Origin of the sequence: Cyanobium sp. Copco_Reservoir_LC18 (assembly GCF_009834675.1) — a bacterium.
Classification (GTDB): Bacteria; Cyanobacteriota; Cyanobacteriia; order PCC-6307; family Cyanobiaceae; genus Cyanobium; species Cyanobium minutissimum.
Genome location: NZ_ASAC01000022.1, coordinates 79,912 through 103,864 on the forward strand (window position 1 = coordinate 79,912; position 23,953 = coordinate 103,864).

At 69.4% G+C, this 23,953-nt stretch carries 22 protein-coding genes; 14 read left to right on the top strand and 8 right to left on the bottom strand.

Annotated features, from left to right (window positions below):
• Nucleotides 1-332: 332 nt before the first annotated feature.
• The 3 genes from L107_RS11610 to L107_RS11620 all read left to right on the top strand — a co-directional run bounded on the left by L107_RS11610 (nucleotide 333) and on the right by L107_RS11620 (nucleotide 3,032).
• Nucleotides 333-695 carry a phosphomannose isomerase type II C-terminal cupin domain gene (locus L107_RS11610; RefSeq protein ID WP_159819356.1) on the top strand — a complete coding sequence of 121 codons (363 nt, stop codon included), beginning with the start codon at nucleotides 333-335 and terminating at the stop codon, nucleotides 693-695.
• Nucleotides 696-787: 92 nt separating this feature from the next.
• Nucleotides 788-2,668, top strand: a complete 1,881-nt coding sequence (locus tag L107_RS11615; RefSeq protein ID WP_159818984.1) for a DEAD/DEAH box helicase — start codon at nucleotides 788-790, stop codon at nucleotides 2,666-2,668.
• A 34-nt stretch (nucleotides 2,669-2,702) separates the two neighbouring features.
• On the top strand, nucleotides 2,703-3,032 hold the full coding sequence (locus L107_RS11620; protein ID WP_159818986.1) for a hypothetical protein: 330 nt from the start codon (nucleotides 2,703-2,705) through the stop codon (nucleotides 3,030-3,032).
• 27 nt (nucleotides 3,033-3,059) lie between these two features.
• Here the strand turns inward: L107_RS11620 and L107_RS11625 are convergent, their stop codons facing one another.
• Nucleotides 3,060-3,263: a hypothetical protein gene (locus tag L107_RS11625; RefSeq protein WP_159818988.1), complete on the bottom strand. Its 204-nt coding sequence runs from the start codon at nucleotides 3,261-3,263 to the stop codon at nucleotides 3,060-3,062.
• 285 nt (nucleotides 3,264-3,548) lie between these two features.
• Between L107_RS11625 and L107_RS11630 the strand changes: the two genes are divergently transcribed.
• From L107_RS11630 to L107_RS11640, 3 genes are all read left to right on the top strand, one after another.
• A complete protein-coding gene (locus tag L107_RS11630; RefSeq protein WP_159818990.1) occupies nucleotides 3,549-3,956 on the top strand; it encodes an RNA-binding protein in 408 nt (135 codons plus the stop codon).
• 68 nt (nucleotides 3,957-4,024) lie between these two features.
• Nucleotides 4,025-5,782, top strand: a complete 1,758-nt coding sequence (locus L107_RS11635; RefSeq protein WP_201295875.1) for an ABC transporter ATP-binding protein — start codon at nucleotides 4,025-4,027, stop codon at nucleotides 5,780-5,782.
• A gap of 103 nt (nucleotides 5,783-5,885) precedes the next feature.
• The gene (locus tag L107_RS11640) at nucleotides 5,886-6,773 is read left to right on the top strand and encodes an LCP family protein (protein ID WP_236550648.1); all 888 of its coding nucleotides are present in this window, start codon (nucleotides 5,886-5,888) and stop codon (nucleotides 6,771-6,773) included.
• On the opposite strand, the gene L107_RS11645 is transcribed toward L107_RS11640, so the two are convergent.
• A complete protein-coding gene (locus L107_RS11645) occupies nucleotides 6,742-7,242 on the bottom strand; it encodes an MgtC/SapB family protein (protein ID WP_159818994.1) in 501 nt (166 codons plus the stop codon). The two genes, L107_RS11640 and L107_RS11645, sit on opposite strands and share 32 nt — an antisense overlap.
• Nucleotides 7,243-7,346: 104 nt before the next feature.
• On the opposite strand from L107_RS11645, the gene L107_RS11650 reads away from it, so the two are divergent.
• The 6 genes from L107_RS11650 to L107_RS11675 all read left to right on the top strand — a co-directional run bounded on the left by L107_RS11650 (nucleotide 7,347) and on the right by L107_RS11675 (nucleotide 15,284).
• Nucleotides 7,347-8,354, top strand: a complete 1,008-nt coding sequence (locus L107_RS11650) for an aromatic acid exporter family protein (RefSeq protein ID WP_159818996.1) — start codon at nucleotides 7,347-7,349, stop codon at nucleotides 8,352-8,354.
• Nucleotides 8,348-9,430 (top strand): FUSC family protein, encoded by a 1,083-nt coding sequence (locus L107_RS11655; protein ID WP_159818998.1) that lies wholly within the window; start codon nucleotides 8,348-8,350, stop codon nucleotides 9,428-9,430. Before L107_RS11650 ends, L107_RS11655 begins: the two co-directional genes overlap by 7 nt.
• A gap of 4 nt (nucleotides 9,431-9,434) precedes the next feature.
• Nucleotides 9,435-10,823: a carbohydrate porin gene (locus tag L107_RS11660; RefSeq protein ID WP_159819000.1), complete on the top strand. Its 1,389-nt coding sequence runs from the start codon at nucleotides 9,435-9,437 to the stop codon at nucleotides 10,821-10,823.
• 15 nt (nucleotides 10,824-10,838) lie between these two features.
• Nucleotides 10,839-12,626: a TolC family protein gene (locus L107_RS11665; protein WP_159819001.1), complete on the top strand. Its 1,788-nt coding sequence runs from the start codon at nucleotides 10,839-10,841 to the stop codon at nucleotides 12,624-12,626.
• Nucleotides 12,623-14,029 (top strand): chloride channel protein, encoded by a 1,407-nt coding sequence (locus L107_RS11670; RefSeq protein ID WP_236550649.1) that lies wholly within the window; start codon nucleotides 12,623-12,625, stop codon nucleotides 14,027-14,029. The genes L107_RS11665 and L107_RS11670 overlap by 4 nt, the downstream gene beginning before the upstream one ends.
• Nucleotides 14,030-14,231: 202 nt before the next feature.
• Complete coding sequence (locus L107_RS11675; protein WP_159819003.1) at nucleotides 14,232-15,284, top strand: diguanylate cyclase; 1,053 nt, start codon at nucleotides 14,232-14,234, stop codon at nucleotides 15,282-15,284.
• A 50-nt stretch (nucleotides 15,285-15,334) separates the two neighbouring features.
• Here L107_RS11675 and L107_RS11680 read toward each other — a convergent pair whose 3' ends face one another.
• From L107_RS11680 to psbP, 6 genes are all read right to left on the bottom strand, one after another.
• Nucleotides 15,335-17,875 carry an ATP-binding protein gene (locus L107_RS11680; RefSeq protein WP_159819005.1) on the bottom strand — a complete coding sequence of 847 codons (2,541 nt, stop codon included), beginning with the start codon at nucleotides 17,873-17,875 and terminating at the stop codon, nucleotides 15,335-15,337.
• A gap of 66 nt (nucleotides 17,876-17,941) precedes the next feature.
• On the bottom strand, nucleotides 17,942-18,961 hold the full coding sequence (locus L107_RS11685; protein WP_159819007.1) for an ABC transporter substrate-binding protein: 1,020 nt from the start codon (nucleotides 18,959-18,961) through the stop codon (nucleotides 17,942-17,944).
• 82 nt (nucleotides 18,962-19,043) lie between these two features.
• The gene (locus L107_RS11690) at nucleotides 19,044-19,235 is read right to left on the bottom strand and encodes a hypothetical protein (RefSeq protein WP_015108561.1); all 192 of its coding nucleotides are present in this window, start codon (nucleotides 19,233-19,235) and stop codon (nucleotides 19,044-19,046) included.
• 12 nt (nucleotides 19,236-19,247) lie between these two features.
• Nucleotides 19,248-20,540: an NHLP bacteriocin system secretion protein gene (locus tag L107_RS11695; protein WP_159819009.1), complete on the bottom strand. Its 1,293-nt coding sequence runs from the start codon at nucleotides 20,538-20,540 to the stop codon at nucleotides 19,248-19,250.
• A gap of 80 nt (nucleotides 20,541-20,620) precedes the next feature.
• Nucleotides 20,621-21,685: an FAD-binding oxidoreductase gene (locus tag L107_RS11700; RefSeq protein ID WP_159819011.1), complete on the bottom strand. Its 1,065-nt coding sequence runs from the start codon at nucleotides 21,683-21,685 to the stop codon at nucleotides 20,621-20,623.
• A 2-nt stretch (nucleotides 21,686-21,687) separates the two neighbouring features.
• Complete coding sequence (gene psbP / locus L107_RS11705) at nucleotides 21,688-22,299, bottom strand: photosystem II reaction center PsbP (RefSeq protein WP_255451614.1); 612 nt, start codon at nucleotides 22,297-22,299, stop codon at nucleotides 21,688-21,690.
• 139 nt (nucleotides 22,300-22,438) lie between these two features.
• Here psbP and recR point away from each other — a divergent pair, with 139 nt between their 5' ends.
• Entirely contained in the window at nucleotides 22,439-23,008 is a 570-nt protein-coding gene (gene recR / locus L107_RS11710) for a recombination mediator RecR (RefSeq protein ID WP_236550680.1), read from the top strand.
• A gap of 16 nt (nucleotides 23,009-23,024) precedes the next feature.
• Nucleotides 23,025-23,948: a lipoyl synthase gene (lipA, locus tag L107_RS11715; RefSeq protein WP_159819013.1), complete on the top strand. Its 924-nt coding sequence runs from the start codon at nucleotides 23,025-23,027 to the stop codon at nucleotides 23,946-23,948.
• Nucleotides 23,949-23,953: the final 5 nt, after the last annotated feature.

Genomic DNA, 23,953 nt, shown 5'->3' on the forward strand with positions numbered 1-23,953 from the left:
AAAAGTGAACCGCCCGGGGGGAGCTCTGGGCCCCGCTCCATACTTCCTCCATCGGCGCGGTATCCCCGGGCCGAACTCACCGGAGCCCCTGCTCCAATAGTCTCCACCGCTGGGATCTCTCCCTTTCCGGGAGCCCCTTGATTCCTCGAGTCCCCCCTTGAGGAATGCCCTCCTGCATCGTCACGAAGGCGTGAACCGGCCCAGCCGGAGCATTCCCTTCAGGTGCCCCGAGGTCCAAAGGGACAACCCCATGGATTCCCTGGCCCCAGGTGGTTCCGGTCAGTCTTTTTCCCACCCCACGCGCGCCCTTGCGATTCCTGGAGAGCGACGCGATGGCTGAGCGGGTCCAGCGGCCCTGGGGATGGTTCGAGACCCTCGCCACAGGCCCCGGCTACCTCGTCAAGCGTCTGCGAATCCGGGCGGATCAACGCATCAGCCTGCAGCGCCACCACCAACGCAGCGAGCACTGGGTGGTGGTGACCGGCGAGGGGGTGATGGAAACCGAAGGCGGCGCCATCACCGCCGTGCCCGGCGCCACCCTGTTCGTCCCCTGTGGCGCCCTGCACCGGGCGGCGGCCGGAGCCACCGACCTGGAGATCATCGAGGTGCAGCTGGGAGCGGTGCTGCGGGAGGAGGACATCGAGCGATTCGACGACGATTACGGCAGGGTGGTAAAGTCTCATTTCAACCTTTGAGCAAGGGCAAGGCAGCCCGGGTGCATCGCACCCATCTCCAACGGTCCGCTGCCGGCCTGCGTTGAAAAGGATTCACCAGGCTCCCGCATCCCGTGACCCAGATCATTGACGGCAGCACCCTGACCGGTGTTGTCGATTCCCAGGCGGCCGTCGTGCAGCCCTGCGACGCCGTGGCGTCTTCGGCCCCCGACCTTTCGGCGCCCATCACTGGGCAGGCCGACGACGACGCTCCCCAGACAACCGCCGCCGAGACGGCCTCCTCCGCCACATCAGCCCCCGTCAGCGCCTTCGCCGCCTTCGGCCTGCGCCAGGAGCTGCTGGATGGCCTGGCGGCCATCGGCTTCGAGGAGCCCTCACCGATCCAGAAGGCCGCCATTCCCGAGCTGATGCTCGGCCGCGACCTCGTGGGCCAGGCCCAGACCGGCACCGGCAAGACGGCCGCCTTCGGCCTGCCCCTGCTGGAGCGCCTCGATCCCGGCCAGCGCACCCCCCAGGTGCTCGTGCTCACCCCCACCCGCGAACTGGCGATGCAGGTGGCGGAGGCCTTCAACAGCTATGCGGCCTGCATGAAGGGCGTGAAGGTGCTGCCCGTCTATGGCGGCGCCGACTTCCGCGACCAGATCCAGCAGCTGCGCCGGGGCGTGCAGATCGTCGTGGGCACCCCTGGCCGGGTGATGGACCACATGCGCCAGGGCACCCTCGACCTCTCCGGCCTGCGCAGCCTGGTGCTGGACGAGGCCGATGAGATGCTGCGCATGGGCTTCATCGACGATGTCAAGTGGGTGCTCGAGCAGCTCCCCGCCGAGCGGCAGGTGGTGCTGTTCTCCGCCACCATGCCTCCGGAGATCCGGCGGATCTCCCAGAACCATCTGAAGAATCCGGCGGAAGTCACCATCCGCCAGAAGGCCGCCGACGGCCGCCGCATCCGCCAGCGGCACCTGGTGGTCAACGGCCCCCAGAAGCTCGAGGCCCTCGAGCGGGTGCTGGAGGCCGAGGGCAGTGAAGGGGTGATCATCTTCGCCCGCACCAAGGCCATCACCCTCACCGTGGCCGAGTCACTCGAGCAGCACGGCTACGACGTGGCGGTTCTCAACGGCGACGTCCCCCAGACCCAGCGGGAACGCACGATCGAGCGGCTGCGTGACGGCCGGGTCAATGTGCTGGTGGCCACGGACGTGGCCGCCCGGGGCCTCGACGTCGACCGCATCGGTCTGGTCATCAACTACGACATCCCCTTCGACGGGGAGGCCTACGTGCACCGCATCGGCCGCACAGGCCGCGCCGGTCGCAGCGGTGAGGCGATCCTGTTCCTCACCCCCCGGGAGCGGCGCTTCCTGGGGGGCCTGGAGCGGGCGGTGAACCAGCCCATCGAACCGATGGAGGTGCCGGGCAACGCCAGCATCAACCAGCACCGCCTCGACCGCCTGCGGCAGAAGCTCACCACCGCCCTGCAGCAGCCCGCCTGCAATCCCGAGGAGCGGGCGCTGCTGGGCGAGATCCTGCAGCGGGTGGCCCAGGAGCAGGCCTGCACCCCCGAACAGCTGGCCCTGGCCGCCCTGGAGCTCGGACTGGGGGGCAAGCCCCTGCTGCTGAAGGGCGAGGAGCGCTGGGGCCAGGGCCGTGCCGGCGCCCCCACCAGGGAGCGCGACCGTGACCGGGGCGAGCGCGACCGGGGGGGGGAACGCCGCCCCTTCAGCGACCGCCATCAGGAACGGGGCGAAGACGGTCCCGAGGACAACATGGAACGGTTCCGCATCGAAGTGGGCTGGCGGGATCGGGTCAAGCCGGGCAACATTGTCGGGGCCATCGCCAACGAATCCGGCCTGGCCGGGCGTTCCATCGGCAAGATCCGCATCTTCGACGCCCACAGCACCGTCGACCTGCCCAAGGGCATGCCCGACGACGTCTTCGCCGACCTGCGTCGCCTGCGGGTGATGAACAAGGAACTTCAGATCTCCCGGCTGGGTTCCTGAATTCCCTCCACGGCGCTCCTCACCCCTGTTCCCCATGCCTTCCCAGCAGCGGCCACGCCTGCGTTCCTTCCGCCCCCGGCTCCTGCCGGGCCAGGCCGGTCTGATCCTCGGCCTGGTCGCTCTGGCGGCCTTCGGGTCGCTGGAGCCCCGGGCTGAGGCAGCCTCCGGCCCCATCCTCGAGGTGGTGCGTTCCATCTGCCTCTCCGCCTTCGAGACGGAGCTAGCCCAGTCCGGGAAGAAAGCCCCGGACGGGATGGCCAGCTACGCCTGCAACTGTGTGGCGGATCGCATCTCCAGCGGCAGCAGCATCGCCTCGGCCCGCAGCAGCTGCCGGGACGCCACTTCGAAGCGCTACCCGATCTGAAGCTGGCTCAGGTGTCCAGGCGAGGCCTCAGGCGCACAGGCGGGTGACCTCCTCGCAAGCCGTCACCTGGAGCTCGCTCACGGAGAGCTGCTCGACGGCGGCGATCAGGCCCATCTGCACCTCGTGACTTTCGCTCGCCACCAGGACCTGCAACAGGTCGAACAGATCCTGGGAACCGAGCTCTCCGTTCTCTCGCCAGGAGAGGCTCCAGGGGACAGGGGCGGCTTTCATGGGATCAACTGGATCAGGGTTTGCTGACAATGGAGCGTCGCTGGCGGGGGTGGGGTGATTTTTTCGTTTTCCTTCGCATCTGCTTCAAGATTCGCCATGGAGCTCCGGGGCACGGTTGTAGGCTTCGGAGAATTCCACGCCGTTCTGGCTCCCTTCGGCACGCATCGACGGCTCAGGCCCAACAGCGCCGGATCCATTCCTGGATCCGGTCTGTGCTCCATGACGACCGCCTGCTTTCCCTGGGATTCCCGACACCGGAGGAATCCGTTCCAGCTTTTTCTTTGAATGACCATCTACGTCGGCAACCTCTCGTTCCAGGCCGAACGCGAGGACCTTCTCGATCTCTTCGGCCAGTACGGCGAGGTTCGTCAGTGCAGCCTGCCCCTCGACCGTGAGACCGGCCGCAAGCGCGGCTTCGCCTTCATCGAGCTCGCCGACGACGCGTCCGAGCAGAAGGCCATCGACGACCTCCAGGACGTCGAATGGATGGGTCGCATGATCCGTGTCAACAAGGCCACACCCCGTGAGGGTGGCGGCGGCGGCGGCGGTGGCCGCGCCGGCGGTGGCGGCTATGGCGGCGGCGGTCGCCCCGGTGGCGGCGGTGGTCGCTCCGGTGGCGGCGGCTACGGCGGCGGCGGCGGCGGTGGTTACGGCGGCGGCGGCGGCGGCGGCGGCGGCGGCAATCGCTGGTGAGTCCGGCGGCGGTCAGGGCCGTTGATGGCCCCCCGGGGCCAGTCCCCTCTGCGGCTGGGCTTCGCCGCTTGCTGCGCAGCCTGCGGCCCCACCGCCGGCTGGCAGCCCTCGCGGCCGCCTGCTCGATCCTCAACAAGCTCTTCGACCTGGCCCCCCCCGTCCTCATCGGCCTAGCGGTCGACGTGGTGGTCCAGCAGCGCACCTCCTGGCTGGCCGGCCTCGGCTTCACCACGGTGCCGGGCCAGCTGGGGGTGCTGGCGGTGCTCTCGTTCCTGATCTGGAGCGCCGAGTCCCTGTTCGAGTACCTCTACGCCCTCCTTTGGCGACGTCTGGCCCAGACGGTGCAGCATGAGCTGCGCATCGAGGCCTACGACCACCTCCAGCACCTGGAGATGGGTTTCTTCGAGGCCGGCAGCAGCGGGCGTCTGCTCACGGTCCTCAACGACGACATCAACCAGCTGGAGCGCTTCCTCGACCAGGGCGCCAACGAGATCCTGCAGCTGATCACCACCGTGCTGGCGGTGGGCGGAGCCATGGTGGTCCTCTCCCCCACGGTGGCCGGGGTCTCCTTCCTGCCGATTCCGGTGATCCTCTGGGGTTCCCTCCGCTTCCAGCGGCGCCTGGCCCCCCGCTACCGGGAGGTGCGCGAGCGGGCCGGCGACCTGGCCAGCCTGCTGAGCAACAACCTCGGCGGCATGCTCACCATCAAGAGCTACGCGGCGGAGGACTGGGAGAAGCAGCGGCTGATCGCCCAGAGCCAGGCCTACCGGGCCAGCAACGGCCGGGCCATCCGCCTCTCGGCCGCCTTCATACCCCTGATCCGGTTCGCGATCCTCTTTGCCTTCATCGCCATCCTCGTGATCGGTGGACTGCAGGCCTGGAGCGGCGCCATCGCCATCGGCACCTACTCGTTCCTGGTCTTCATCACCCAGCGGTTGCTGTGGCCCCTCACCACCCTGGGGCGCACCCTCGACGACTACCAGCGCGCCATGGCCTCCACCCACCGGGTGATGGACCTGCTGGACACCCCCGTCGCCATCCCCAGCGGCAGCCGGCCGCTCCCCATCGCCGACGTCCGCGGCCAGATCCGCTTCGAGCGGGTCGACTTCGCCTACGCCGGACGGGAGCGGCTTCTCGCGTCCTTCGACCTGGAGATTCCCGCCGGCGCCACGATCGGAATCGTGGGGGCCACGGGCTCCGGCAAGAGCACGATCGTCAAGCTGCTGCTGCGGCTGTACCCGATTCAGGCGGGGCGGATCCTGCTGGATGGGGTGGCGATCGAGACGCTGTCCCTGCAGGACCTGCGCCGGGCCATCGGCCTGGTGAGCCAGGAAGTGTTCCTCTTCCACGGCACCGTGGCCGAGAACATCGCCTACGGCAGCTTCGCCGCCACCCGCGCGGCCATCGAACGGGCGGCCGGCCTGGCCGAGGCGGCGGGGTTCATCGAAGCGCTGCCCCAGGGGTACGACACCCTGGTGGGGGAGCGCGGCCTGCGCCTGTCCGGAGGCCAGCGCCAGCGCATCGCCCTGGCCCGGGCCATCCTCAAGGATCCGCCGGTGCTGGTGCTGGACGAGGCCACCGCCGCCGTCGACAACGAAACGGAAGCGGCCATCCAGCGCTCCCTCGATCGCATCACGGCCTCCCGCACCACCCTGGTGATCGCCCACCGGCTCAGCACGGTGCGCCACGCCGACCGGATCGTGGTCATGGATCAGGGGCGCTTCGTCGAGAGCGGCGGCCACGACGAACTGCTGGCCGGAAACGGGGCCTACGCGGCGCTCTGGCGGGTGCAGACGGGCCTGAGGCCCGAGGAGGCCCTTCGCTGAGCCCGCTGGGTTTAGCTTGGATTGAATGAAGATGTCCCAGCCCAGCAGAGGGGCCCAGCCAACCCAGAGGGCCCAGCCCAGGCCATCCCGCCGTCGCACCCCCGTGCTGCTGGCGGTGGTCTGCGGCCTGGGGGCGGGCCTGCTGCTGGCCGGGCCCCTGGCCCAGCTGATCTCGGCCCGGGCGACCGCCGGAGGAAATCCGGCCCTGACCAATCCCTTCGCCGCCTGGAGCGGCGGCATGGACCGTCAGGACATCCTGATTCTGGGCACCGACGTGGGCGGTGGCAACACCGATGTGATCGCCACCCTGCGCATCAATGGCAAGCAGACGAGCATCACCCAGATCCCCCGCGACACGTACATCGAGGCCGAGAGTTTCGGGCCGGTCAAGATCAATGCCCTCTACAACCTCGGCGGTATCGGGGCGGTGAAGCGGGAGATCTCCCAGCGCCTCGGCCGCCCCATCCAGCACCACCTGGTCGTCAACCTCTCCTCGATCCGCCAGATGGCGGATGTCCTCGGGGGCATCGAGGTGAACGTGCCCAAGCGCATGGTCTACGTCGACCGCAGCCAGGGGCTGTCGATCGATCTGCAGCCCGGGATGCAGACCCTGCGCGGCAAGGATCTGGAGGGTTTCCTGCGCTTCCGCCACGACGAGACCGGTGACCTCGGGCGCATGGATCGCCAGCAGCTGGCCCTGAAGTCCCTGTTCCGCAAACTCACCCGCCCCGAGTACCTGGTGCGGCTGCCGGCCCTGATGATGGCCGCCCGCAAGGACATCAAGACCGACCTCGGACCCATGGAGCTGGGGGGATTGATCACGGCCATGGGCAGCACCCAGCTCGACACCCAGAGGCTGGACGGCCGCCCGTTCTACAAGGACGGCATCAGCTACTGGGACGCGGTCTGGCCAACTCCGGAGGACCCACTGGAGGCCGACAACGAGGGCCAGGCCAACGCTACGAACGGCCGCCACCGTTTCCTTTTCTGACCTCCCCGGCCGGTGGGGCGGTCGCCTCGCCGCCGTCGGGCGGGTGCCCGTCCCGGTCGGAGAGGGTGATCAGCGCCAGGCCGAGGGCCATCAGGACCGGCACCGGGCTGGAGACGGCCACGGTGACGCCCAGGGCCGCCGTGAACCAGATCGAGGCGGCACTGCTCAGGCCGCGCACCTCCGGGATGCCGTGCTTGGGACGCACCGGAGGCACCAGGATCTCCCCGGCGCCCAGGAAGCCGATGCCGGCCGCCACCCCCTGAATCACGCGGCTGCGGGCCTGGGCATCGGGGCCGGCCGCCAGGACCATCAGGCAGGCGCTCATGCCCACCAGCACATGAACCCGCAGGCGGTTCGGGTGGGCACGGCTGCCGTGGTGCGCCCGGTTGAGGCCCACCGCCAGACCGCAGAGCACCGCCATCCCCAGCCGCAGCAGGGCCTCCAGATCCGGGCTCAGCGAAAGGACCATGGCTGCCCACCGCACGGCAAGGGACGATCAACCATGGCGCATCGCCGAATGGCCGTGGACCATGGGCCTCCATAGGCTCCTGCCAGCCCTGCGCCCCAAGGTCCGTGCGCTCCGCCCTGCTTCGCAACAGCCTGAGGCTCGGGGTGGCCGCCTTCCTCACCGCCGCCCTGTCGCTCTGGTTCGAGCGGATCGCCTACGTCTGGTACCCGATGCTGGCCGTGGTCACGGTCATGGAGGACGGTGACGACCTCAGCCTCCAGGCCGCCCGGGTGCGGGTCTTCGGCACCATCACCGGAGGGCTGGTCACCTTCCTGGTCCACACCCTGCTCTCCGGGTGGCCGGGGGTGCTGGTGTCGCTGCTGCTGATGCTGCCACTGCTGCGCTGGCTGGGCTGGCAGTCGGCCGCCGGGACCGCGACGCTGGTGAGCCTGATGTTCCTGATGATCCCCAGCCATGTGGCCCTGAACTGGGATTACGTCTTCAACCGCACCCTGGACACGGCCGTCGGCTGCGTGATCGCCATCGTGGTGGGGCTGCTGTTCTGGCCCCGGCGGGGACTCGACCGGATGCTGCGGCTGGAGGCGGGGCTGCGCCAGGGCTATGCCGCCCAGCTGGAGCAGTTGCGCAGCTGGCTCGAGGGTCGTGGCGAGCGGCCCCAGCCCCTGCCCCCGGCCCGGCTCAGCCACGACCTGGTGGCGATGGAGCAGCTGCTGGCCCAGGAGCGGCGGGGACCCCATGGCCAGCGGCTGCAGCGGCAGCACTGGTCGCAGCGGCTGCAGCTGTGGGCCACGGTCCAGCACCACTGGGTGCAGTGGGAGCGGCTGCTGGGGGGCCTCCCCGACCGGCTGCGCCCGGACGCGGAGGCCGCCGACGGGGAGCCCGAGGACAGGGACGGGGACGGGCTGACCGGCGATCCCCTGCAGGCCGGCATGGCACGCATGGCGGCCCTGCTCCGGGGGGACACCCTGCCGCTGCTGGCCCCGGACCCCGGGCCCTGGCAGAGCCTGGCCCGGCACCGTTCGCTGCCGCTGCTGCCGCTGCTGGCCCTGGCCGAGGAGCAGCAGCCGCTGCTGGCCAGTCTGCGCACCCTCAGCCTGGTCACCCGATGCTGATCCGCCGCTCCGAGCTGCGGCTGGCCCTGACCGCGGGGCTGATGAACGGCCTGGGCGCCCTGGCTCCGTTGGGTTACGGCTTCTACGCGCCGATGGCCGTGCTGGTCGTCTGCACCGGCACCTACGGGGGCTCCATCGGCCTGGGGCGTCAGCGGCTGCTGGGGTCGGTGGTGGGGGGGGTGGTGCTGGTGGTCTCCTTCACCGGCCTCAGCCACCTGCCCCTGCCCCTGGGCCTGAGCCTGTCCCTGGTTGCGATGCGGCTGGTGGGGGCGGCGCTGGGGCTGGAGGTGGGGTACAAGGTGGGCAGCAACATCATCGTGATGGGCTGGCTGGTCCACGACGGTGAACTGGGCATCTGGGTCCCGGTGCGACTGTTCTGGACCGCGGCCGGCATCCTGGTGGCCCTGCTCTGTCTGCGGCTGTTCTGGCCCGACCTGGCGGTGGAGGGAAACCGGCAGCGGCTGCGCCAGTTCCTGGCCGATCTCGGCGGGGCCCTCGTCGCCCAGGCCGACCGCCTTGAGGCGCCGGCCGCGCCCGCGCCGCCGGGGGCTCTGGTCGCCGCCCGGCGGCGCGAGCTGGAAACGGCCCAGGGGCTGCGGCGCCAGCTGGTGGCCCTGCGCCAGGCCATGCCGGCGGTGGCCGATGAGCTCGGCAACAACCCCACCAGCCACGCCACGTTCCGGCTCTTCCAGCTCCTCAACGGCGCCGGCTCCCAGCTGGTCGGCGTGGTCGACGGGCTGCGGCTCCTCGAGCACACCCCGGCGGATCGGGGCCCCCTGGAGGGACTCCACAGCGCCCAGGCCGATCTGCTGCGGTCCGTGGCCGGGCGGCTGGAGCAATGGCGCCACTGCCTGGAGGTGCCGCACCGTCACCGACCGGCGCCGCCGGCCACCGCCATGACCCCTCCGGCCCGCTGGGGGAACCTGGAGCGCTCGCTTCACGATCCGGACCTGAATCGCTTCGACCTGACCCTGCTGCAGCGCAATGCCAGCCGGCTGATGCTCTGCGGCCAGGCCCTGCGCAGCATCGAGCAGGCGGAGCACAGCTGGCGGGTCCTGGGGGAGGCCTCCGGCTGAGGCCATGGCTGGAGCACCCCCGTCCCCACCGCAGGTCTCCGGCCACCCCCCGGCGCTGGCGCTGGCGCTGGCGATGCTGGCCGCCACCGGATCCGGCAACGCCGAACCGCTCCCCGCCGGGCCCGTGGCTGAACCAGCGCCACCGCCGGTGCCACCGGTGGCGCCCCCACCGGTGGCGCCCCCACCGGAGCCGGCCCTGGTCCAGCTGGAGCCGGGTTGGGGAACCCTCCAGCAGACCCTGGGCCTGCCGGCCTGGGTGGATCTGGACCTGGAGACCCTGGCCGAACCGATGCTCAATCCCGTCGGCGGTCTGGTGCAGGAGGCGAGCTGGATCCAGCAGACCACCCTGGCCCTCACCCTGCGGGCTCCCACCGGCGAGAGGGCGGGACGGGAATGGCAGCGATGGGCGATGCATCTGGCCGTCGCCGGCTACAACGGCGATCCCAGCTACGCCCAGCGGCTGGGGGCGGCGATCCCGTTGCAGGAGGTGGCCAACCCGGTGGGGTTCTGGCTCACCCGCGCCAGCCTGGAGCGCCGCTCCGCCGACGGCCGCTGGAGCCTGGAGGCGGGGCTGGTGGGCATGGCGCCCGACCTGTTCAGCGCCCCGGTCGAAGGCTTTTACATCCACGACGCCCTCAACGGGGCGCCGGTGCTGTTCACGATCCCGAACTTCCCCGTCTTTCCGGTGGCGGCGCCGGGCGCCCGGCTGGTGCTGCGGCCGACCCCGGCCACCACCCTGCGGCTGGCCAGCTTCAACCTGGCCGCCACCGACGAGGTCGCCAAGCTGCTGGGGACCGCCAGCGGCCTTCCCCCCGGCCGGGGCTGGACCCACCAGCTGCAGTGGAGCTATGCGGCCCCCTGGCTCAACCGCCGGCTGGGGGAGCCGATCGCCGCCTGCCGCCACGCTGGCGGCCTCCGGGCCCGGGGCCGGACCTGCGGCCGGCCCGTGATGGTGGAGCGGCAGCTGCCCGGCGGGCTGCTGCAGCTGGCGGCCTATGCCGGCACCGGACCGAACCGGGGCCTGTACGGCAGCGCCACCGTGCCCGTGACCCTGCCGTGGGGCCTCGACCACCGGCTCTGGGCCGCCACCGCCGCGGGCTTCGACACCGCCGCGAACCCCACGCCCAGCTACATCGGCGGCGGTCTGGTGAGCCAGGGGGTGCTGCCGGGCCGTCCCCTCGATCTGCTGATCCTCGGCGTGGCCCGCACCGGCTTCAGTCCGATCAGCCAGCCCGGTCTGAGCCACGAAGGGGTGGTGGAGCTGGGGTATCAGATCCGTTTCAACCAGTCGTTCAACATCCAGCCCAGCCTCCAGTGGATCCTCAATCCCGGTGGGGCCGGCCGCGTGCCGGGCCTGTTCGCGGCGGGCCTGCAGCTGGGTTTCAGCTTCTAGGAGCCGGGGAGGCCGATGTCGAGCAAACTGGGCGCCGGATGGGGGGAACGGGAGGCCATGGGGGGCAGCGGAACGGGGCGGCCCCTGGCCAGCAGGATCCTCGCCGGGATGGTGCCTGGGGTCGTGCTGAGTCTCGGCCTTGGATCGGGGCCTGTCGCGGGCCAACCCCTGCCGGCGGCCAGCGCCGGCGACGTGCGACGTCTCGAGCGCCGCTGGAACGAGCTGGATCGCCAGATCCGTGCCCTTGAGGAGCTGCTGCCCGCCGAGGCGGCCCCCCACCACGGTGACGGGTCCGCCGGGCCGGCGCTGCCGGAGGCGCTGCTGGGGCCTGCGGAATCCAGTGCGATTCCCGGGCCACCCCAGGGACCCGTTCCCCTGCCGCCCCTGGCGCTGCCGCAGGCCGGCGACCTCCGCCCCGGCCAGCTTCAGGCCCTGAGCCTGGAGCAGTCGCTGGCGATCGGCTTCGCCCACAGTCCGGGCCTGCAGGCGCGCCGCGACGCGGTGGCGGCGGCCCTGGCCGAGCTGCAGAGCCAGATGGGCACCTACTGGCCGCGGATCTCCGCCTATGCCAGCGGCGGCACCGACCAGGCGAGCACCAGCTTCTTCTCCCCGACCGGCACCGGGACCCTGTTCCCCCCCGCCAACCCCTTCTTCATCCCCCCCGGCGGCAGGGGGTCCCTGAACACCAACACCAACGGGGTCGCCGGCGGCCTGGAGCTGCGCTACGCGCTCCTGGATTTCGCCCGCACCCCGAAGGTGCGGGCCGCCCTGGCGCGGCTGCGCGGCAGCCGTCTCGACTACGCCGATGCCCTGCGGCGGCTGCAGTTGTCCCTGAGCGAGAGCTATTACCAGCTGCAGCGGGCCGACCAGCTGGTGCGCATCCGCGAGGCCGTCGTGCGCAACGACCTGCTGATCCTGCAGGACAGCCTGGACCTCAAGCAGGCCGGGCTGGTGCCCCGGCTCGACGTGCTGCGGCGGCAGGCGATCGAAGCGGATGGCCAGGAGCAGCTGATCGCGGCCCTGGCGGATCGGGCCGTCGCCCGCCGCCGGCTGGCGGCCCTGCTCAACCTGCCACCCCAGCTGACCCCCACCGCCAGCGACCCGATCCGCCTGCAGCCCCGCTGGCCCCTCGACCTGGAGGCGAGCCTGCTGGCCTCCTTCCGGGACAACCCGGAACTGGAAGCCCTCCTGGCCACCCGGGAGGCGCTGCTGCGCCAGAAGGACGCGGTCGCCGCCGAGCTGCTGCCGAAGCTGTCCCTCTTCGCCAGCGCCGGTGCCGGGGCCAGCAACGCCAACAACTGGAACGTGCGCGTGGCCGACGGCGGCTGCTGCGGCGCCACGGTGCCCACCTCCCTCAACACCTACGGCAGCGACTGGTCGGTGGGCCTGGCGGTGAGCTGGCTGCTCTTCGATGCCGGCACCACCCGCGGCCAGGCCCGGGCGCTGGAACGCCGGGGTGCGGCGGTGGCCCAGCAGTACGCCGCCCAGCGCAACGACATCCGGCTGCGGATCGAGCAGGCCTTCCTGGGGCACGAGGCCAGCCTGGCGCGGCTGGTGGCCGCCAGGCGGGGTGTGACGGCGAGCCTGGAGGCCTTCCGGGACGCCCGCCTGCGCTACCAGGCGGGGCTGAGCAGCGAGCTGGATCTCTCCAACACCCAGGAGAGGCTGATCGCCAGCCTGGTCCAGCGCCTGGAGGCCACCGTGAACGTCAACGTCACCTACGCCCAGCTGCTGCGCGAACTGCTGCCCATGCCCACGGACCCGGAGGCCGCGGTTCCGGCGCGCCTGCAATGGAGCCCATGACGATGCCCCCCGAAGCGATCGATGCCGCCGATGCCCGGCGAGACGGCAGTCTGCGCCCGGGGCAGGTGGTCGCCCTGCTGCTGGCGGCGCTGCCGCTGCTGCTGCTGCTGCAGCCCTACCAGTGGCTCTCGGCCCTCGGCTTCCGCCTGCAGCAGGCCTGGCCCCTGGGCGGGGCAGGGGGCATCCCGGGCGGCAGCCTGCTGCTGGTGTTCGCCGGCACGGCGCTGCTGACCCTGCTGGCGAACGGCCCCCTGAAGGGCGGCCGGGGCGGCGGACTGACCGGGGTGCTGGCCCTGCAGCTGGAACGGGTGCGCCAGGGTCCTTCACGGACGGCGGCGCTCGCCTCCCTGGATCTCCGGCGCCAGCTGGCCCGGCTGCCGCTGCTGCTGCTCACCCATGGCGCCGGCCTGACGGTGGGGCTGGAGTCCCCCTCCGCCTCCCTGGGGGCGAGCCTGCTGCTGGCCCTGCGGCAGTGGGTGGCCCCCCTCAGGCGTCTGCCCCTGCCGGTGCTGCTGGCGACCGGCGCCGGGGCGGGCCTGGGCATCGCCTTCAACTCCGTCCTGCTGGGGGTCACCTATGCCATCGAGGAGCTCTGCCGGCGGCGCTCGGCGGCCCTCATCAACGGCACGCTGCTGATCACGGGGGTGGGCGTGATGCTGGGGGTGGCCACCGGCCTCTGGGGCAGCACCCCCGACGCGGCCCCCGCCCACCAGGCCGGGGCATCCCTGCTGGTGGGGGGCGGCGTCCACCTGCTGGGTCCTGCCCTACTGCTGACCCTGGCCGCCGGCTGGCTGGGGGGCGTGTTCGCCGCCGCCACCGCCTGGATGGCGGGGTGCTGGGGCCGCTGGCTCGCCAGGCCGGCCGGAGCAGGGGGATCGGCCCTGGCCAGGCCCGTGATCTGGGCCCTGCTCGCCGCCCTGGTGATCAGCCTGGCGGCCGTCGCCAGCGGTGGCTGGAGCCTCAACGACGGCCAGCTGCTGATCCTGCGCATGGCCTACGGCGAGGATCGCCCGGGGCTTGCGATCCTTCCCTGGCGGCTGCTGGCCTCGGTGCTGAGCATCGCCATCGGCGCCCCCGGCGGTGTGATGCACGACGCCATGTCACTGGGGGCGCTGTTGGCCGGTCCCCTGATCGCCGACCTGCCGCCCCTGGAACGGCAGCTGCTGGTGTGGACCGGGGCGACGGCCCTGTTCAGCGGGGCCTGCCGCACGCCCCTGTTCTGCGCGCTGTTCGTGATGCAGATCGCGGGAACCATGGCGCTGCTGCCCTGGTTGCTGTTGGTGGCCGCTCTGGCGGCACCGATCGGCCGCTGGGTGTGGGCAGACACGTGGAACGAGGTGCAACTGGAACGCTGGCTTGAGATTCACGGAGCCAAGGAGACAGAAGAGATGAAAGCAGCATGAAAAGGCCACCCCTGCCCCTTTCGCCACAGGCACCGCCCCGGAAGTGACGGCCGGGAAAGAGACCTGGGACGGACAAGCAGGAAAACGCTAAAGTTGACATCGGGGTTGCAGGTCTACGAACTGTTCCGCCACTGACCCGCCAACAGCTCTCACAACCAGATGTGTTTCCCCGTCGGCCGGCCATGTATCGAAGAGGGATCCATTGAAACCGCCTGAGACCCCTGACGACGAACCGCTTCGCCTGGCCAAGCTTCGATCCCTGGGGCTCCTCGACACAGGACAGGACTCCCGTTTCGATCGGCTCACCAGGTTGGCCCAGAGGATCTTCAGGGTTCCGATCGCGATGGTCAGCCTTGTCGATGAACATCGGCAGTGGTCGAAATCCTCCTCCGGTCCCCATGGCTCGGAAGCCTCCAGAAGCGTTTCGTTCTGTGGTCATGCCATTCTCGGCTCTGAGGTGTTCATCGTTCCCGACGCCTTGGAGGATGAGCGCTTCCATGACAATCCTCTGGTTCTGGGAGAGCCCCATGTTCGCTTTTATGCAGCTTGTCCCTTGACGGTTGACCACCGAAAGATCGGCACCCTCTGCATCGTCGATCAGTCGCCCCGAACCCTTGATGGGGAGCAGATCGAGATCCTGAAGGATCTGGCCAGTGTTGTGGAGCAGGAGGTGGCCTCCACCCTGCTGGCCACCAGGGACAAGCTCACCGGCCTGGAGAACAGACGCGGATTTCTTGCCCTTGCCCAGCAGAGCCTTCAGCTCTGCACGCGCCAGGCGATACCGGTTTCGCTCGTCTATCTCGATCTGAACGATTTCCAGCGCATCAACCACCTCCACGGGCGCCAGGCTGGCGATGAGGTCCTGATCACCCTGGCGGATCGGATCACAGAGGTCTGCCGAGACTCCGATGTGGTAGCCCGGCTCGGTGGGGATGCGTTCGTGGTCCTGCTGATCAACGCCACCCGGGAGCAGTCCGAGACCGTGGTCCATCGGATCGAGAAAGCCCTCGACCAGGACAACAGGCTCACGAACAAGGGGTATGCCATCTCGTTCTCCTATGGCATCACCGCCTATCAACCGGAACGGCATGAAACGATTGTCGAGCTGCTGGCCGATGGGGAGGCCTTGATGAAGGAGATCAAGCAGCTGCGATCCCTCCACCAGGAAGATGGCCTGACCCCTGGGCCCGCAGCATCCGAGGCCGACCACGCCCGGGCAGGCACCAGCAGCGTGTTGCGGAAGCGCAGCGGCTGAACTCCCTGCCGGCGCGGGGTCGGAGTGCTTGGCGATGGATGGAGGCGAAATCAAGGGGCCTGGGGCGATCCCCTCTCGCCAGCGGTCTCCAGGATCCGGCGCATGGTCTGGTCAAGCTCCTGGAGTTTCACCGGCTTGGCCAGGTACTCGTTGGCTCCGGCAGCCAGGCACTTCTCCCGGTCGCCTTTCATCGCCAACGCCGTCAGCACGATGATGGGCATCGCCGCCAGCTCTGGTCTGTCGCTGGAGCGGATCGTGCGCAGCACGGAGAAACCGTCCACCACCGGCATCGACATGTCCAGAATCAACAGGCTGGGAACACGGTCGTGCAGGAAGTCGATCGCCTCCTGGCCATTGACCACCTCATGCACCCGGTATCCCTTGGCATGGAGATAGCGTGCGTAGATCAGTCGGTTGACCCGGCTGTCCTCCGCCAGCAGGATCAATGAGCGCTCCGCTGGAACGCCGTCATCGGGGCCGGCCGAGGCCAGCGGCGCCGTAGCCGGCGCTGCATCCTCCGTGGACGCCCCAGGGTGGAGCGTGACGGGAAGCTGGACGCTGAAGCGGGTTCCCTGTCCTTGGGCGGATTGCAGGCTGATGTCCCCGCCATGGGCCAGGAGGATGCGTTTCACGATCGAGAGGCCAAGGCCGGAGCCCGTGAACTGGCGGTTCAAGCCACTGTCGATCTGCACGAAGGGCTCGAAGATCTTCTCCTGATCCTCCCGATCGATGCCGATGCCTGAATCGATCACACAGAGCCTGAGGGTGGCCTGACCAGCCGCCACCTCCGGGGGGGAGCTCAGCCCAACCTCAAGACGAACCGATCCTCCAGCGGGAGTGAACTTGACGGCATTGCTGAGCAGGTTGATGAGAACCTGACGCAGCAACCGCCCGTCCAGCAGGACAACGGGCAGGGCTGGGTTGATCTGTGAGGACAGGCGGATCGACCTGGCCTCCGCCATTCGCTCGATGGTCGCGATGCAGGCGTGGCAGAGAGCCGGGATCGAGACGGGATGGAGATGGACTTCAAGCTTGCCGGCTTCGATCTTGGTGATGTCAAGGATATCGTTGATCAACTCCAGCAGATGGTGTCCACTGCGATCAATCTCCTCCAAAGCCTTGCGCTGGATCGGGGACATCTCGCCATAGATGTTCTCCTGCAGGGATTCCGCCATCCCGAGAATGCCATTCAGTGGGGTTCGCAGTTCATGGCTCATGTTGGCCAAAAACTCATCCTTCAGGCGCGTGGAGCGAGCCAGCTGGTCATTGATCGAAGCCAATTCCTCATTCACGGTGATCAGACGTTCCTCAGCCAGCTTCTTCTCCTGGAGCTCATCCTCCAGTTTGGCGAACAGGTCAGCCTGCTGGATGGCGATACTGAGTTGGCTTGCGACATGATTGACAACCTGAAGATCCTCCTCGCTCCAGCGACGAGGCTGTTTGGAGTGATGCATGCAGAGCAGCCCCCATAGACGGGAACCGCAGATCAGAGGAACCACCAGGTTGGCCTGAATCTTGAGGCCAACAAGAAGCTCGCGATAACAGGGCTCCAGGTCGGCTGTCGCCACATCGTCAATGGCTTGATGTCCGCCCTTGAGATAACGAGAGACCAGCGCATCGTCGAAACAGGTATCTTCGATCGAAACGGCTAGCAACGACTCCGTATCTGGCTGAACAGCCTCCGCAATGAAGGTACCACGATGACACTGGCATGCCTGATCGAACTGGTAAATAGCCACCCGGTCCACCGCAAGGTAGGGAAGCATTTCATTGACCGCCACCTGAAAAATGCGCTTGAGCTCAAGAAACGTGAGAATCCGCTCCGTGATCTCCCGGAGAATCAGTTCACGTTGCACCTGTCGCTTCAGGTTGACAGCATTCTGCTCCATCTTCTCCGCCATCTGATCAAACGCCACGGAGATTCCAGCCAGCTCATCGGAGCCATCCAGTCCACTCCTTACCGCCAGATCGCCCTCACCCAATGCATGGCTGGCGGCGATCAGTTTTCTGATCCGGCTGGTCAGCGCATACTGAAAGAACAGCCAGACGCAGATACCAAGAAGCACCAGAAGAGCATTGAATGCCAGCGTCCGCCGGAGTGCTTCACGGAACGCGGTGCGCTTCGCCTCGGCAAGGCTGTAGTCAACATAAAAGATACCGACGCGAGATGGCTTCAGTTCGTCAGGCAGGGGCTTGAGCAGGATGGGATAAACGGCTGAAAGATGAAGGCGGTCCTTCGAGAGTCGGACCGTTCCCCGAAGCGAACGACGAGCCTGGGAAAAGAGGGAGGCCAACGGCGCAGCCTCCGTCACCCCGATGGGTTGGCCCTCGAGGCTGTAGTCACTGGCACGGAGGACGATGTTCCTGTCGTTGAAAAGAATCACACTCCGATAGCCCGCATTGGTTCCCAGCTGGCTGATCAAGGCAACGACTTGATCGCTCTGCTGATCAGTTCGGTAGAGATAGTCCACCATTCGCGCCGCCTGGGAGACCGAGGACTTCAGATAGATGGTGGCACTTTGCTCGGATCTGCGATTGGCATCTTGAATTTCCAGAGCGAACTGGATGGCACCAATCGAAAAACCACTCACGACAATCAGGGCAGGTATCGTGAAGCGAAGGGGTGGAGGGAATCTGGTCATGCTGCGATCCACCGCCTAACGACGCGCCAGCGCCCGTTCGACAAACTGAGCATCCAGAAGACTGGCGGGGTCCCTCGTTGTCGTGATCAGCCCATGGTCATGCATGACCCTGATCAGGTTGGTCATGGAGACCACCAGCGATGGGTCCCGCTGAGTCAGCAACGCCACATTCGTTTCCAGTGACGGCTGCTCCAGCAGATCGAAAGCCTCCAACAGCTCCTGCGGCTCCACCCGGGTGCGCCTGGCCATGCGCCGGGCGGCTTCGGCAGGATTGCTTTGGAAGTAATCCAGGGCCTTGAATCTCGCCTCCACGAGCGCCTGCAGATTCTCGGCGTTGTTGGCGATCGCGTCGCTGCTGGCGGCCAGGGTGTCCACGATCTCTCCCGGGATCCGGCGGCTGTCAAACAACGGGATGGCGCCCGCCTTCAGCAGGTTGATGCGCGGCGGACCAAAGGTCACCACCGCATCGACCCTTCCAGCCCTGTAGGCAGCTTCGTGATCCCCCAGTTCCAATGACACCACCGTGACGTCCTGGGGGGTCATGTCGTTGAGCTCCAGGGCTCGGCCGAGGAAAAAGGCCCCCAGGGCGGTGGCCTCCACGCCGATGCGCTTGCCCTTCAGCTCCGCCATTGTCCTCAGGCCAGGTCTGGCAAGGATCACGTCCCCTCCGTTGGAGAAGTCCATGATGGCGATGATCCGGATGTCCCCCTGGGTGGCGGCCAGGGTGATCACCTGATCGATCGACAGACCTGCTCCATCGATTTCATCGTTTCGGTAGGCCCTGACTTCCTCGGTCCCGGAAGGAAAATCAATCAGTCGGATGGGCTTGTCCTTGAGCTCACCCAGGTCTCTGGCCAGGTAGAGAGTTTCATAACCGGTCCAGAGGTTGGCGCCGATCCGCAGGGGTAACGACGCTGGCCGGAAGCAACTGAACAGCACCGCCAGCGTGGCCACGACGGCCAGACCGATCAGAACCCATCGCGGACGGTACGGAATCTTCGCTATTCTCTGCCACACCCTGGAGCCTGCATCCATGGGCGGAATTATCAGCCTCACAGGACACGACAACTGAGCGAGGGAACAAAACGTTGATGCACGGAGTCCTGCGACGTAGCGATCATTCGGGCCGTGACGAATACCAGCGCTCGATCCTGTAGCCCAGGATCACCAGCAGCACCACCAGCCAGAACCACAATTCCGGTGGGTTGGCGTTGCACAGCACCACCAGGAGCACCACCTCACTGACCAGCCAGGGGAGCTCCTGGCGCAGCAGGGGATTGCGGATCTGCCACCACCGGCGGTCAGCCATGGCGCTGCTCACTCATGGCGGGGTTCCACCCTGGCGGAGGGAAGGCCGATCCCAGAGCCGATCGATGCGCAGGCTGCGGTAACCGCCCGTCAGGGAACGCAGGCCCGGAATCACGTAGGTGATCGGTGTGCGCCACTCCACGTAGGCATGGGCAGCGATCGTCAGGCCCTCTCGCACAGGAAACACCCCGCTGCCGCCGGAGAGGGTCCAGCGGTAGCCGTCCCGGCTGCCGGGGTCCCGCTCCAGGGCGATCTCCGTCCGCATCACCGGTCCGTGCTTGAGCAGGTCCCGGGCCAGCTGGGGGTTGCCGATGGTGGTGGAGATGTCCTCCTCCGTGGCCGGCAGCGCCAGCACCTGGACCACCTTGCCGACGATGCCCCCGAACCGGCCCCGCTGGTCCCAGAGGGGCACCACCTCCACCGGCAGGCCGGCCGGCAGGCGGCGGGCATCGGCCGGGGCGAAGAAGGCCACCGCCTGCAGCCGCGGCCCCCCGGCACCGCCGGCGCCGGCCCGGCCCAGGGTGCCGAGGCGCTGGCCGGTGGCCACCGTCTGGCCCTGGATCACCTGCAGGTCCAGCACGGTGCCGTCCCGGTCGGCCAGCACCTGGCCGTCGAAGGCCAGGCGGGCCTCGGTGACCCGGATCTGACGGCGCATGTCGTCGATCTGGTAGCGGCGTCGCAGGGCCTGGGTCTGGATGTCCAGCCGGACCTGCTCATAGCGGGTGAGCAGCTCCTTCTCCTGGATCCTGACCGCATCGAGATTGACGCTGGTGCTGGTCAGGCCCTGCTCCGCCGCCACCACTTCCGAGGCCAGGGGCGCCACCACCTCCCGCTTGCTCAGCCAGCGCAGGTTGCGCACCTTCTCCGCATAGGTGGCCGCCAGCTCCTCATAACGGCGCCGGTCCTGGGCCAGCTTGGCCAGGGCGGTGTCGACGCTGAGCCGCTCGCTGGAGAGCCGCAGGGCATCGCGCCGGTCGAGGTCGCGGTTATCGCGCTCCAGCTGGGCCAGGTTGCCGCGCTGCTGCTGCAGCTGGCGGTCGAGCACCGGCAGGTACAGCTCCATCAGCACCTGCCCCTTGCGCACCTCCTGCCCGACCGCCACCGGCAGCCGTCGCACCTGGCCGCCGGCGCGGGCATCCAGCAGACCGGCGGTGTCGGGGTAGATCAGCACCCCCTGCCCCATCACCTCCGTGGGCACGGGCCAGAACAGCACCCAGAGGCCGAGGGCCCCGCCCATCGCCACCAGGCAGGCCCCCACCTGGCCCCGGTCGCTGAGGCCACTCCAACGGCGGCGCAGGGTCGCCACCGGCCGGCGAGGCGGGGCTGCACCGGTCGGGGGGGCGGACGTGGCCATCGCCGCCAGCATGCTGGATGGAAGGCCGCCTGTCAGCCCGGCAGGACGCCGAATCCCGCCAGAACCTTCGGATCGGCCAGCCCGGCGATCACATCGGCCAGCACCGGAGCCAGCACCGGCACCTGGGCGAAGGCGCCGCCGAAGCCGCTGAACACCCACAGACCCGCCGCGTCGCCCAGGGGCCCCACCAGGGGAAGCCCGCCGCTGCAGAACGCCACCGGCACCTGGCGGTAGGGGCCCGGCAGGGCGGCCAGCACCGGATCGAGCCCGGCCAGGGCGGCCCGCAGGCGGCGTTCCATCACGGCCACCGCGGGCGGGTCTCCGGGATCCAGGCCCGGCCGCACCAGGCTGATCTGCCCCAGCAGCAGTCCCTCCCCCTGGGGGGCGATGCCGGCATCGACGATCCAGCGCTCCTCCGCCAGCTCCGGGGCCCGGGCCTCCAGGGACGGCCGCTGCCAGTGGCGCGGCTGCACGATGCGACGCGCAGCCGCATGGCGCTGCCAGGAGCTGGACGAGGCGGAGGGCAGGCAAGGGCGTGCCGGCAGGGCCAGCACCCCGGCCCAGCTGGCGCGATGGCGCTGCGGCAGAGCGGGGGCCAGGGCGCGGCAACCGGCCCCGGCCGCCAGCACCACCTGATCCGCCGCGAGGCTGCCGCCGGGCTCCAGCTCCAGGTGCCAGCCGGGGGCCACCGGCCGCGGCGGCGCCAACACCCTCCCCCGCCGATGCTCGACCCCGGCCGCCGCCAGCACCCCGGGCAGGGCCGCCATCAGCGCGGCGCTGTCCACCTGGGCGAAGGGGGGACGCAGCAGCGGAGTGGTCCAGCCGCCGCCATGGAGGCGCAGGCCGCAGCCCCGCCAGCCCAGCGGCCCATGGCGCGCCTGCAGCCGTCGCCAGCGGGTGGGGGCCTGGCGCAGCAGCCGGCCCAGGGGCCCCGGAGCCCCGGCCCACCAGGCCACCCCGCCGTAGCTGAGGGCCGTGGCCGTCGCCTCACCCCCATCCACCAGGGTCACCGCCAGGCCCCGCTCCGCCAGCTCAAGGGCCAGCAGGCTGCCGGCCAGCCCGCCGCCGATGACGGTCAGCCGGCCGGGGGCGACCACGCTCAGATCTGCAGGGTGAAGGAGCCGATCACGACGGCGAACAGGTCCTTCACCTTGTTCCAGCGGGCCTCGTTGGTGCTGGCGGCGAAGGTGTACAGCCGGCCGCGGTCGACCACCACCGTGGCGAGTTCGTGGCGATCCCGGTCGGCGAGATGGACCGTGTACTCCAGGTCGTAGTAAGTGCGGCCGCCCTGCTCCCGCTCGTGGGCCTCCACCAGCTCGGCGTCGCGGCCGCTGCCCACCGGGGAGATGACGCTGCGCCGCAGGGTCTCGCCCACCTCGACGGCACTGCCGAGCTGGCTGAGATCCCGGTCGGGGGTGACCTCGGACACCACCAGGCTGAGGGTCTCGTCGCTGTTGATCAGGTCGTGGAAGACGACCTGGGGACCATTGCTGACCTGCACCCGGGTCCAGCCGGTGGGGTAGAGGAAGGCATAGCGGCCATCCGGGCTCTGGAAGGAGTTCAGGCCCGCAGCGGCGGCGCTGCAGCCCACCAGCATCAGGGTCAGCAGCAGGGCCGCCAGCAGGGAGCCGCCCCGGGCGCGCCAGGGGACGGTGGCCGCGGGGACCGCGGCAACGGTGGCAACGGGCTGGTGGGTGGCGGGGAAACCCATGGCGCGGGGCGGGGCAGGGGAGCTGGCGGGAGCCGGGGCCATCCTCACCCGGCGCCGTCACCCGGCGTGAGCGGGCCGCCTAGATTCCTATCCACCTGCAGCCGGTTCGCTGAGCGGTTTCACCCGACCCCTGGCCCGGCTGATCGACCAGTTCGAACGACTCCCCGGCATCGGGCCCCGCACGGCCCAGCGCCTGGCCCTGCACCTGCTGCGCCAGCCCGAGGAGCAGATCCGCAGCTTCGCCGATGCCCTGCTGGCGGCCCGCAGCCAGGTGGGCCAGTGCCGGCAGTGTTTCCACCTCTCGGCCGAGGAGCTCTGCGAGATCTGTCGCAACGAGGAGCGCCACAACGGGCAGATCTGTGTGGTGGCCGACTCCCGCGACCTGCTGGCGATGGAACGCAGCCGCGAATTCCACGGCCAGTACCACGTGCTGGGCGGACTGATCTCGCCGATGGATGGGGTGGGTCCGGAACTGCTGCAGATCCAGCCCCTGGTGGAGCGGGTCGACCGGGAGGGGACGACCGAGGTGATCCTGGCCCTCACCCCCAGCGTGGAGGGGGACACCACCAGCCTCTACCTGGCCCGCCTGCTCAAACCGTTCACCAGCGTCACCCGCATCGCCTACGGCCTGCCGGTGGGGGGGGAGCTGGAGTATGCCGACGAAGTCACCCTGGCCCGGGCGTTCGAAGGACGCCGGCGCATGGAATGAACCCCACCGCGACCCCATGACCGCCACCAGCCGCTACAGCGCCATCCCCCCCGCCGAGCGGCTGCCGGAGTGGATCCGGCGTCCCCTGGGGGAGGCCTCGGCCACCGAACGGGTGCAGGGGGTGGTCAAGGCGCAGCGGCTGCATACCATCTGCGAGGAGGGCCGCTGTCCCAACCGGGGGGAGTGCTACGCCGCCGGGACGGCCACCTTCCTGCTGGGGGGGCCGATCTGCACCCGCAGCTGCGCCTTCTGCCAGGTGGACAAGGGCCGGGCCCCGGTGCCCCTGGACGGGGCCGAGGCGGAGCGGGTGGCGGAGGCGGTGCAGGTGCTCGGTCTGCGTTACGTGGTGCTCACCGCCGTGGCCCGCGACGACCTGCCCGACCATGGTGCCGGGCTGTTCACCACCACCATCGCGGCGATCCGCCACCGGGATCCCCAGGTGCTGATCGAGGTGCTGACGCCCGATTTCTGGGGCGGACACCCCGACCCCGAAGCGGGCCGCCGGGCCCAGCGGCAACGGCTGGCCGCGGTGCTGGCGGCGGCCCCGGTGTGCTTCAACCACAACCTGGAAACGGTGGAGCGGCTGCAGGGGGAGGTGCGGCGCGGCGCCACCTACCGCCGCTCCCTCGACCTGCTGGCCATGGCCCGGGAGCTGGCGCCGGGGATTCCCACCAAATCCGGCCTGATGCTGGGCCTCGGTGAGACCGCCGCCGAGGTGGTCGCCACCCTGGAGCACCTGCGGGCCGTCGGCTGCCAGCGGCTCACCCTGGGGCAGTACCTGCGCCCCTCCCTCGCCCACATCCCCGTGGCCCGCTACTGGCGGCCGGAGGAGTTCGAGGAGCTGGGCGCCATCGCCCGCGCCATGGGTTTCGCCCAGGTGCGCAGCGGCCCCCTGGTGCGCAGCAGCTACCACGCCGAGGCCACCGACGCCGACAGCTAAACCAA